Origin of the sequence: Rubritalea sp., assembly GCF_039830215.1 — a bacterium.
GTDB lineage: Bacteria > Verrucomicrobiota > Verrucomicrobiia > Verrucomicrobiales > Akkermansiaceae > Rubritalea.
The window spans coordinates 1-9,790 of record NZ_JBDOPO010000358.1 but is presented as its reverse complement, the minus strand read 5'-3'; the positions used below and the strand labels follow the sequence as shown (position 1 = coordinate 9,790).

The 9,790-nt window shown below is 46.9% G+C and carries 10 protein-coding genes; 3 read left to right on the top strand and 7 right to left on the bottom strand.

Features of this window, described 5'->3' with window-relative positions; all coding sequences use genetic code 11:
* Together ABGY95_RS12170 and ABGY95_RS12165 are read right to left on the bottom strand one after the other, a co-directional pair.
* A partial coding sequence (locus tag ABGY95_RS12170) for a zinc-dependent alcohol dehydrogenase family protein (protein ID WP_347441952.1) occupies positions 1-639 on the bottom strand: 639 nt, incomplete at its 3' end.
* A complete protein-coding gene (locus ABGY95_RS12165) occupies positions 636-1,898 on the bottom strand; it encodes a Glu/Leu/Phe/Val dehydrogenase (protein ID WP_347441951.1) in 1,263 nt (420 codons plus the stop codon). The genes ABGY95_RS12170 and ABGY95_RS12165, both read right to left, overlap by 4 nt.
* Positions 1,899-2,489: 591 nt before the next feature.
* On the opposite strand from ABGY95_RS12165, the gene ABGY95_RS12160 reads away from it, so the two are divergent.
* Entirely contained in the window at positions 2,490-2,771 is a 282-nt protein-coding gene (locus ABGY95_RS12160) for a hypothetical protein (protein ID WP_347441950.1), read from the top strand.
* Positions 2,772-3,024: 253 nt separating this feature from the next.
* Here ABGY95_RS12160 and ABGY95_RS12155 read toward each other — a convergent pair whose 3' ends face one another.
* Positions 3,025-3,432 carry a DUF4259 domain-containing protein gene (locus tag ABGY95_RS12155; RefSeq protein ID WP_347441949.1) on the bottom strand — a complete coding sequence of 136 codons (408 nt, stop codon included), beginning with the start codon at positions 3,430-3,432 and terminating at the stop codon, positions 3,025-3,027.
* Positions 3,433-3,592: 160 nt separating this feature from the next.
* On the opposite strand from ABGY95_RS12155, the gene ABGY95_RS12150 reads away from it, so the two are divergent.
* A complete protein-coding gene (locus ABGY95_RS12150; RefSeq protein ID WP_347441948.1) occupies positions 3,593-4,165 on the top strand; it encodes a hypothetical protein in 573 nt (190 codons plus the stop codon).
* 103 nt (positions 4,166-4,268) lie between these two features.
* Here the strand turns inward: ABGY95_RS12150 and ABGY95_RS12145 are convergent, their stop codons facing one another.
* The 4 genes from ABGY95_RS12145 to pdhA all read right to left on the bottom strand — a co-directional run bounded on the left by ABGY95_RS12145 (position 4,269) and on the right by pdhA (position 8,408).
* Complete coding sequence (locus ABGY95_RS12145; RefSeq protein ID WP_347441947.1) at positions 4,269-5,537, bottom strand: pyruvate dehydrogenase complex dihydrolipoamide acetyltransferase; 1,269 nt, start codon at positions 5,535-5,537, stop codon at positions 4,269-4,271.
* 194 nt (positions 5,538-5,731) lie between these two features.
* Positions 5,732-6,148: a hypothetical protein gene (locus ABGY95_RS12140; protein WP_347441946.1), complete on the bottom strand. Its 417-nt coding sequence runs from the start codon at positions 6,146-6,148 to the stop codon at positions 5,732-5,734.
* Between the two features lie 174 nt (positions 6,149-6,322).
* The gene (locus ABGY95_RS12135; protein ID WP_347441945.1) at positions 6,323-7,306 is read right to left on the bottom strand and encodes an alpha-ketoacid dehydrogenase subunit beta; all 984 of its coding nucleotides are present in this window, start codon (positions 7,304-7,306) and stop codon (positions 6,323-6,325) included.
* Positions 7,307-7,343: 37 nt separating this feature from the next.
* Positions 7,344-8,408: a pyruvate dehydrogenase (acetyl-transferring) E1 component subunit alpha gene (pdhA, locus tag ABGY95_RS12130; RefSeq protein ID WP_347441944.1), complete on the bottom strand. Its 1,065-nt coding sequence runs from the start codon at positions 8,406-8,408 to the stop codon at positions 7,344-7,346.
* A gap of 214 nt (positions 8,409-8,622) precedes the next feature.
* On the opposite strand from pdhA, the gene mnmG reads away from it, so the two are divergent.
* Positions 8,623-9,790, top strand: a 1,168-nt coding sequence (mnmG, locus tag ABGY95_RS12125) for a tRNA uridine-5-carboxymethylaminomethyl(34) synthesis enzyme MnmG (protein WP_347441943.1), incomplete at its 3' end; no start/stop codon positions are given.

The following is a 9,790-nucleotide window of genomic DNA, read 5'->3' as shown; positions in this document are numbered from 1 at the left end:
AGAAGCTAGCTTTGGTAGATTGTCACCACAGATCTCGCGGACCTTTGCGACGAGGTCTCCATTATCTAACAAGACATGATCAGCTCCCAGTGCTTTCAACTCAGATTCGAGCCCCTCGCGACGAACCGTATTGATCGTCCGGAGGCCTAGTAATTTCGCAATTTGGATCAAGCACTGCCCGACTCCAGAGTTTGCCGCGTTTTGAATGACCCAGTCACCAGGCTTCAGCTCGGCGTAAGCGTGCAGTATCTTCCAGGCTGTTGCAGGGTTCACCTTGAGCATTGCAGCCTGTTCTGGAGCAATCTCAGTGGGTATACGCAGTGCTTTCTCAGCTTCGCAGACTAGATGGCTCTGCCAAGTGCCCACACGCTCGATAAAAATCACTTTATCGCCAGTAGCAAAGCCCTCAGCTTTGCTCACTAAAACCTCTGCACACCCTTCAATTCCTGGTGAGGCTGGCAGCTGAGGTTTGACCCCGTAGTTCCCTTGTATGAAATTGATGTCCGCAGGATTGAGCGGAGTTGCCAGCATCTTTACTAAGAGCTGGCCATCCTCGAGAATTGGGAGATCGATTGGCTCGAGGTGAGCCACCTCTTCGGCCTTACCGAAGCTATGAAAGCGTACTGAATTTGATATCACGGGAATAGTCCTCTTTGTTTTTTAACATCGGCCACCTCTTTAATGCCGAGTGCCAGAGCAGCCACTCGATGTGGCAGTTCGTTTCGTTGAGCAAATGCTATCACGCGATCAAATGCTTTAGCCATCATTGTGTCTAGCTTAGTCAGCACCTCTTGCTCACTCCACTGAAAACGTTGTAAATTCTGTACCCATTCGAAGTAAGAAACCGTCACACCGCCAGCGTTACACAGGATATCGGGAACCAAGAAAATATCATCTCTCTTTTCCAGAATTGCATCAGCTCCAATCGTTGTAGGACCGTTCGCCGCTTCAGCAAGTACTTTGCACTTTAGGTCACGAGCATTCTCGACTGTAATGACACGCTCCAAGGCGGCTGGGACCAGCACGTCACACTCTTGCACTAAGAGGTCATTAGGATCTATTGCATCAGATGCTAAAAAGCCCTTCACCCCCCCGCTCTCAGCCACATGATCACTCAGAGCTCTCACGTTTATTCCCTCTGAATTGTAGACAGCTCCTGTCACATCTGAAATACCAATGATCGTCACTCCAAACCTCTCCATTGTCAGAGCTGCGTGATAACCCACGTTACCAAAACCTTGAATGATAGCTGTCGCTTTTTCATGCAGAATTTTACACTTTGTTAGAGCTCGTGTCGCTAAAAATGCAACGCCATGTCCAGTAGCTGCAGTTCGTCCTTCCGAACCTTGCAGGTTCACTGGTTTACCTGTGACAACACTTGGTACCAAATGCCCCGCATGACTGGAATAAACATCTAACATCCATGCCATCACTTGCTCGTTGGTCCCCATATCGGGTGCCATCACATCTGTCTCAGGTCCTATAAATGGAAGCATCTCCGCAGTGTAGCGCCGGGTCATATTCTCTAATTCAGACTCGCTCATATTACGCGGATCACAGGTCACCCCTCCTTTACCTCCACCAAATGGTAAGCCCATCAAAGCGCACTTCCAGTTCATCCACATCGCTAAGGCCGCTACTTCACCTAGCTCCACATTCGGGTGGAATCTCAAGCCACCTTTAACTGGGCCTCGTGTTAAATGGTGCTGAACACGGTAACCAAAAAAGACCTCAGTCTCTCCAGTGTCGCGCTTAATCGGAATGCTAACTGTAAGCAAACGCTTAGGCCACTTGCAGCGCTCTCGCACATCATTCGACAGATTAAGAAAATCTGCTGTGCGATCAAATTGCTCAGCAGCCATATTGAATACAGGGTTTTCGAGGAGTTGCTCCTTCATACTAGTTAATCAAACATGCAAAACCGCATTGCAAAAGGTAAAACGTCTAGAGATCTAAAGGGCGCTGGTTCAACGTGGAAGTTCGCAGATCTAGTTAGTTGTTAAAGAAAGTGGTGTTTAGTATTTTTTACCAAAAAGCAATGAAACCAAAATACCATCAACTCCGAGAGGCTGAGTATAGAGTAATCTACCGCATGAATAGAGCAGGAAAAACCAAGTTGAATTCACTATAGCACTCAAACAAGTAGAACAAAAAGTCAGCCAGGAAACTGTCTATCGCTACTTAGCAGAAGACCAGAAAACGGGTGGAAACTTATGTAAGTAACTATGCATAAATGGAAAGAGCCGCTATCGATGTAGACTCGGCACAAGGCGAAGCAAAATACCGAATAGAAGAGGCTTGAACGAGCGCCCCGCAATCGTTGACGCTAGACCTCGTTGTGGAGACAGGTAATAGCATTCGATTGCAGTAAGCTAAGGGGGTCGTTTTATCCTAAATAACTATGAACGAGATGGTTGAGTAATCTAGAGAATGAGACCAGTGCCTCCGCAGCCTGGGCAATCATCAAGAAGTGAAAGGCTTATCGAGTGGTGACCCTCGGCAATGATAACGGTCTTGAATTTGCAGGACATGTGAGGCTCTGCCAGGAACGCGAAGCCGCAGGTTATTTTTGCGCCTCCTATCCTAGTTGGGAAAAAGGCGGTGTTGAAAAACTTAGCGGCCAAGTGCGGCAATACTACTCGAAAAGCAGCAGCTTTGCTACAACCACAGGAAAGGATCTTAAGTTCGTTGAGTCAGAGCTCAACGGACGGCCAAGGAAAATACTGGAAGCCCTGAGTCCGGCAGTATTGAACCAAAGAATAGCAGCGTAGCGAATCAGCCTAAACCTATTAGGGAATATTCTTTAGAACTTTGAATCTGCCTATGACATTTGGTACTGCTTCAGTTTTGATCGATAGAACGAGTGTTAAGCTAAACAGCAACTGAGCCGCCTTTCAATAGAACCGTTGCACTTTCAGTTTGAATCCAAGGAATACCAACCATGACCTTTTAGCCCTATTACACCAGGAAGACCCTATTAGTCACTCACTAAGACAGTCTTTAAAAAAATTTTGAACGTATAATTTAGAGTTGCGCCATTTGTGCAATGACTTCCCGTATGGCCTCAACATTCTCAAGCCATTCGTCGAAATCTTCAGAATCGGACCAAATTTCACGCAGTTCAGATTCATCACCCAACACTCTAGCTAGAGCTGGAAGAGCAACTTCAGGAAGGTCACTCACATCGTCACATTCATTGTCACCAACCCAGTCAACCAACTCACCTGGAACACCAGCACGAGGTTCATCAAGCAAAGCGATCAGAGTTTCACTCGCCGCTAGAACTAAAGCCGCTTGATCCACTTCAATATAGCCAGGATCGGTAGTAAGCGATTCAATGAGAAATTCACGTGCGTCTTCAGAGTCAATAAGCTCCTGAATCCAGTCGTTAGCAGTATCTTCTTCAAATGTTTTAGTTCCCCAGGCAGCCATAATTTTTAGTGCGTTGTTGTGCGCGTTGATTTTGATTTAAAGGATGTATTTGCAGCGGTCAACCTCTCTTGGTGACTTTTTTTCAAGCTTCGATAATCTTAACCTCTTCAAACATATGTACCATTGATTCTTATAGATTAATTACTCATGCTATTCTCCAATGGAGACTAAAAGTATCTATCAATCGCCAGAACAGTCAGCACGCGACACATCTGAAATGAGTGATTTAGAACTTCGAAATTACTACTCACAGGATGAGATTTGCGTGCAGGCCGTCGCATGGATTTATCTCTTCAGCGGAAGCTTTGTTGCTGTCCTAACACTTGTGTTTCTTAAGCTCTCCACCGACATTGATCACCTCCTGCTACAATTCATGAGTTTTTGCACACTGATTGTGAGTGTCGTCTTTGTCCTGCTGGGTTGGGGTATGCGTAACTACGAGCCTTGGTCGCGCACGCCAGCTCGTTTTGCAGCCATCGTCATGATGTTTTTTGTCCCCTTGGGAACTCTGGTCGGCATCATCTGTTTTTTCCTTCTTAAAGAAAGAGCCCACAGGGAAATATTCACTGTCAAATATCACGCTATATTGCTCTCAGACCCCTTGCAAAATAAATACCATAAGTTTTGGGTGCCCATTCTGATTGGAGCCACCACAGCTAGTCTAATAACCTTAGCTGTAATTTTTCAGCGCCACCTGATCATCGAACTTCTCACGAGTGGACACAGTTTCTAAATTATTCAAGGAGTTTTAGCCCATTCCACTCCCCCTGCTCACTAAAAAAAATGGCATGCACCATTATGATACACGCCATTGGATAAAATTTTACGTTGAAAAATTACAGAAGCATCAAACTTGGTTGCTCGATGAATTTTTTCACCGCATTGAGGTAAGTAGCGGCAACTGCGCCATCAACCACGCGGTGGTCACAGCTGAGGCCAATGTTCATACGTAAGCCTGATTTGATCTCACCTTTGATAGAAACTGCTTTTTCAATAATGCCACCAACACTGACGATCGCCGCCTGCGGCGGGTTCACGATCGCATCAAAGCTCTCTACCCCCCATGCGCCTAGATTAGAGATAGTGATTGTTCCACCATCAAACTCGTTAGGTAGAAGCTTCTTATCGCGAGCACGCTTTGCCATGCCTTTAATTTCTTGTGAAATCTCGAGAAGTGACTTGTTCTGTGCTGTTTTGACTACTGGAGTCACTAGGCCGTCCTCTACTGCAATCGCTACAGAAATACCAACATTGGCAAATTCTACGATACTGTCGCCATTGTAGGCGGCATTGACAGCTGGAACTTCCTCACAGCTATTGATCATAGCCTTCACTACAAAATCGTTAACCGAATACTTATTACCACCAGTTTGTTCTGTCTGGGCATTGATCTGCTTACGTAATGCCATAAGTGGCGCTGCGTCACATTCTACGTGTAAGTAGAAGTGTGGGATAGTTTGCTTAGACGTAAGAAGACGCTCGGCGATGATTTTACGCATGCCAGAAAGTGGAGTGACTTTGTCGTCTGCTCCAACCGTTGGAAGAATACCTTGTGGCGCAGCAGCGGCTGCCACCGGAGCTGCACTTGGTGCCGGGGCGGATGGTGCGGGTGCGGGTGCGGCTTTGGCTGACTCAACGTCAGCCTTAACAATACGGCCACTAGGACCTGAGCCCTGAACAGTTGTTAGATCGACACCTTTTTCTACTGCAACCTTGCGGGCGAGTGGAGAAACACGAAGACGTGAGCCATCTGCTGCCACAGTGGGAGTTGGAACTGCCGCGGTTACAGGAGCAGGAACGGCTGGCGCTTTTGTCACTGATGCGGCAGCGGGTGCGGTAGCGGGTGTAGCAACGGAAACATCTTCGTCTTCTTCTGCTATGACAGCAAGAACAGCTCCAACAGGTGCTTTAGTCCCCTCTTGAACTACAATTTCAACGATGGTGCCTTCGTCAAATGCTTCCATCTCCATGGTCGCTTTGTCAGTTTCGATCTCAGCAATGATATCGCCGATTTCGACGGTGTCCCCCGCCTGTTTGCGCCAAGAGACAAGTGTGCCCTCAGTCATCGTGTCTGAGAGCTTTGGCATTTCGATATTAATAGGCATAACTAAATTCTTAAAAATGATCACCGCAATTATTGCGGTGCCCATATTTCACTCAAACTCTCGTAATGGGCAAGAGGAATATCTATCTTTTGTGCCACAATTCGTATGCTTGAAGACAATTTATACAAAAAAAAACCCGCTAGACTGATGCCTAGCGGGTTTTTCTTTAGAAAAATTAAACGTATTGTGAGCTTTTAAAGCTCAGGAGCAAGCGTCTTCATGGTCGGAATAAGGCCTAACTGAGGCTCACCAGTACCACCTTGCATAGTAGCGCGTGATAGCACACCGTCACCTACTGTTCCACAGCATCCTGGCTCAGGACAGAATACTGAGAGGCAGCTCGTGCAGCCTTGTGCTTTAGCTTTCTTAACACGTGGCTTACGCACCTTAGCTACTTTCGCTTTAGGCTTTTGGTCTTCTGGACAGCAGAACCATTTTCTCTTAGGCTTTGACTCAACTACCGGAGGAGCCACATTTTTTCCCTCAGCACTGAGAGATTCAGTAGAAGAAACTATGTTACCACTGGCATCATAGTACATTGCCTGCTGGCTGCAGGAGGAGAAGAACATTGCTACCATAGCGGTGGCTAGGATTTTAAGTGCGGTTTTCATAGATAAGCACGAATGTTAGTTTGCTTATCGAATCTTACAAATAAATTTTACAGAAAAATTCAGTTACCCATTCTGAATTATCACTACATATCATGCAAATAATAATATGATGACTTAAATATATAGAAAAGGACGACTCCTGAGAGCCGCCCTTGGAAGAAAGAGTTCAAAACTCTACGAAATGCTCAAAACAGCTTTGACAACCTTAGCTGATGTCGGGAGCTGCTCAGGCTCAACAGCCGGTGAGTAGATAGCAGGGGCATCCAGTGAACACACACGCTTGATAGGGGCATCGAGATCATCAAATGCATATTCCTGGATCAGAGTGATCAACTGTGCTGAAACTCCACAAAATGGCTTGGACTCATCCACGATAACTGCACGATTAGTCTTCTTTACAGAGTTTATAATCGTGTCTTGGTCAAGCGGACGAATAGATCGAAGATCAACCACTTCAGCATTGATACCGTGCTCAGATTGAAGGATCTCAGCTGCAGAGAGAGCTACGAGAACGCTTTGACCGTGTGCTATAAGGGACACATCTGCGCCTTCACGTTTGACATCAGCCACACCGAGAGGAATGGTGAAATCACCGTCAGCTGGATCTGGAACAGGTCCTTTGACCCCGTAGAGAAGTGTACTTTCCATGACATAGACAGGGTCATTGTCACGGATCGCAGACTTCATTAGCCCTTTAGCATCCGCTGCTGTAGCAGGGGATACGACTTTGAGGCCTGGGAAGGCAGCAAACAAGCCTTCGGGTGTGTGTGAGTGGGTAGCACCGACGTTAGTACCGCCGTTTGCTGGGCCACGCATCACGATTGGGCAATGGCACAGACCTCCAGACATGAAGCGTACGTTTGCTGCATTGTTGACCAATTGGTCGAAAGCTACGGAATGGAATGACCAGAACATAAGCTCCATCACGGGACGCACACCTAGCATAGATGCACCCACACCCATACCAATGAAGCCTGCTTCAGAGATTGGCATGTCCATGACGCGCTTGTCGCCCCATTTGTCCCAAAGCCCTTTAGTGACCTTGTAGGCTCCATTGTATTGGGCAACTTCTTCACCCATAAGTACGACGTTCTCATCGCGTGCAAGCTCCTCATCAAAAGCTTCGTTGAGTGCCTCTCTGTATTCGATTTCTCTCATTTTAAAGAATGGTTAAATTGTTATAGGTGAAAGGGAATTAGTCGTTGAAGAAGTGGCGCCCGGTGTTACCCGCTTCAGTATTATTATCCACCTCCCAGTAGACGTCTTCAAAAACTGAATCGATTGTTGGGTAAGGGGAGGCCTCAGCGAATTTTACTGCGGCGGCGGCGGCTTTTCTCGCTTCTTTATCAATAGCCGTCGCTTCTTCATCAGTAAGAAGCCCTTCCGCTATAATTTGCGCGCGCCAGAGAAGAACTGGATCGTGATTCTTCTTGTAGTCTTCGATCTCTTCAGGTGTGCGGTATTTCTTGTGATTCGCATCTGCTACAGAGTGACCGTAGTAACGATAGGTAAAGATTTCGAGAACTGTTGGCTTACTTTGCTCGTGAGCACGCTCAAGCGCCTCCTGAGTCTTAGCGCGAACTTCGTAGATGTTTTCCCCATCCACTGTGTCCCACGCCATATCGTAGGCTTCAGCACGTTGTGCCAAAGTATTTTTGTAAGCAGATGAACGACTCTGACTCGTTCCCATTGAGTAGCCGTTGTTCTCAATGATGTAGACCACTGGCACATTGTGAAGCTCAGCAATGTTGAGTGATTCATGGAAAGCTCCTTGGTTGATTGCTCCATCCCCCATATAACAGAGACAAGCTCCTTTGTTACCTTTGTATTTCTCACCAAAAGCTAACCCCAGTCCGAGTGGTGTCTGACCACCGACAATTCCGTGTCCGCCCCAGAAATTCTTATCAGGTGCAAAGAAATGCATTGAACCACCTTTACCCTTGGAGCAACCAGTAGCTTTACCGAAAAGTTCAGCCATGCATTCATCCATGCTCATGCCACAAGCTAAAGCATGCGCGTGACAACGGTAGGCCGTGATTACGTGATCGTGTGCTCCACATAGTGAGATTGTTCCAACTGCCACAGATTCTTGTCCAATGTAGAGATGGAGAAATCCTCCCATTTTACCCTGGGAATATGGCTTCTGTGTTGCCTGCTCAAAACGACGAATACGCGCGAGCTGTCTGTAGAGGTCTATCTTATCATCCGCAGTAAGCTGCTTGTTGATAGGTGCCTGAGAGTAATCTGTAGTAGTTGCCATAGTAACTAAATAGTTAGTGCTAAATCTTTGCTGCCGAATAAGATGTTTTTCTAGCCTTTAGCTGCTATTAGAACTTCCCGCAAGTGCTAATCCTGTCTTAGTAATTTCTATTTTATTAATACCATGAAACATATTCATCATGTTCCACGTGGAACATGCAACTCTGGGAATCCCTGCTTGCCTTCCTAAGACGCAGTAGTAAGTTCCAGCACCTATGTTCCACTACCCGAAAGAATACGATGTCCTAGTCATTGGTGCTGGTCACGCTGGTGTAGAAGCTGCACTGGCCGCTGCCCGACTGGGCTGCTCCGTTGCGATGCTCACTCAGAACCTCGATACCATTGGTGCGATGTCCTGCAACCCAGCAATTGGAGGATTAGCCAAGGGGCATATAGTACGTGAAATAGATGCTCTCGGTGGAGCCATGGGCCTCAACACTGATGCCACTGCCATTCAATTCAGAATGCTTAATGCAACCAAGGGGCCTAGCGTAAGAGCCCCTCGTGCTCAGTGCGACAAAAAAGCATACCAATTCCGTATGAAACGCATCATCGAGGGGCAAGAAAACCTCGACCTCCACCAAGGGAACGTGGCTGAAATCTTGGTACAACACGATAAGGTCTATGGTATACGTACCAACCTTCAAATGAAAATCCTCGCTAAATCCGTGGTGCTTTCAGCTGGAACCTTCATGCGTGGTCTCATGCATGTTGGCCTGAAGAATGAAATAGGTGGTCGTATGGGGGATGGAATTTCCACAGTCAGCGACAGCCTCAAGGATCTAGGATTTGAAATTGATCGATTCAAAACAGGAACACCCTGTCGTATTAATGGTCGATCAGTAGACTACTCCAAGTGTGAGCGCCAAGATGGCGACGCAGCAGTGCCTCACTTTTCCTACATGGCCCACACCATCAAACGTGACCCTAATGACATATTCACACTCAACCCATTTGGTGAACCAGCGTTCCACGTGGAACAAGTCCCAATGTGGATCACCTATACCAATCAAAAAACGCACGACATCATAGCAAACAACCTTCATCAGTCTCCGATGTATTCCGGCAAGATTGAATCTGTAGGCCCTCGTTATTGTCCATCGATTGAAGACAAGGTCGTAAAGTTCGCTGATAAAGAACGCCATCAGGTGTTCATCGAACCTGAAGGTCGCCACAGCCTAGAGTGCTACATCAATGGCGTCTCGACCTCTCTCCCTTATGATGTCCAACTCGACTTTATCCACTCGATTGCTGGGATGGAAAAAGCAGAAATTATCCGTCCAGGATATGCGGTAGAATACGATTACTGTCCACCAACACAGCTGCTTCCAACACTCGAGACGAAGCGCGTCGAGAACCTCTATTTCGCAGGTCAAATCAATG

Bases quoted from the DNA above. Each gene is read 5' to 3' on its own strand.
- ABGY95_RS12165 (WP_347441951.1), bottom strand. From the start codon at position 1,898: ATGAAGGAGCAACTCCTCGAAAACCCTGTATTCAATATGGCTGCTGAG.
- ABGY95_RS12155 (WP_347441949.1), bottom strand. From the start codon at position 3,432: ATGGCTGCCTGGGGAACTAAAACATTTGAAGAAGATACTGCTAACGAC.
- ABGY95_RS12150 (WP_347441948.1), top strand. From the start codon at position 3,593: ATGGAGACTAAAAGTATCTATCAATCGCCAGAACAGTCAGCACGCGAC.
- ABGY95_RS12145 (WP_347441947.1), bottom strand. From the start codon at position 5,537: ATGCCTATTAATATCGAAATGCCAAAGCTCTCAGACACGATGACTGAG.
- ABGY95_RS12140 (WP_347441946.1), bottom strand. From the start codon at position 6,148: ATGAAAACCGCACTTAAAATCCTAGCCACCGCTATGGTAGCAATGTTC.
- ABGY95_RS12135 (WP_347441945.1), bottom strand. From the start codon at position 7,306: ATGAGAGAAATCGAATACAGAGAGGCACTCAACGAAGCTTTTGATGAG.
- pdhA (WP_347441944.1), bottom strand. From the start codon at position 8,408: ATGGCAACTACTACAGATTACTCTCAGGCACCTATCAACAAGCAGCTT.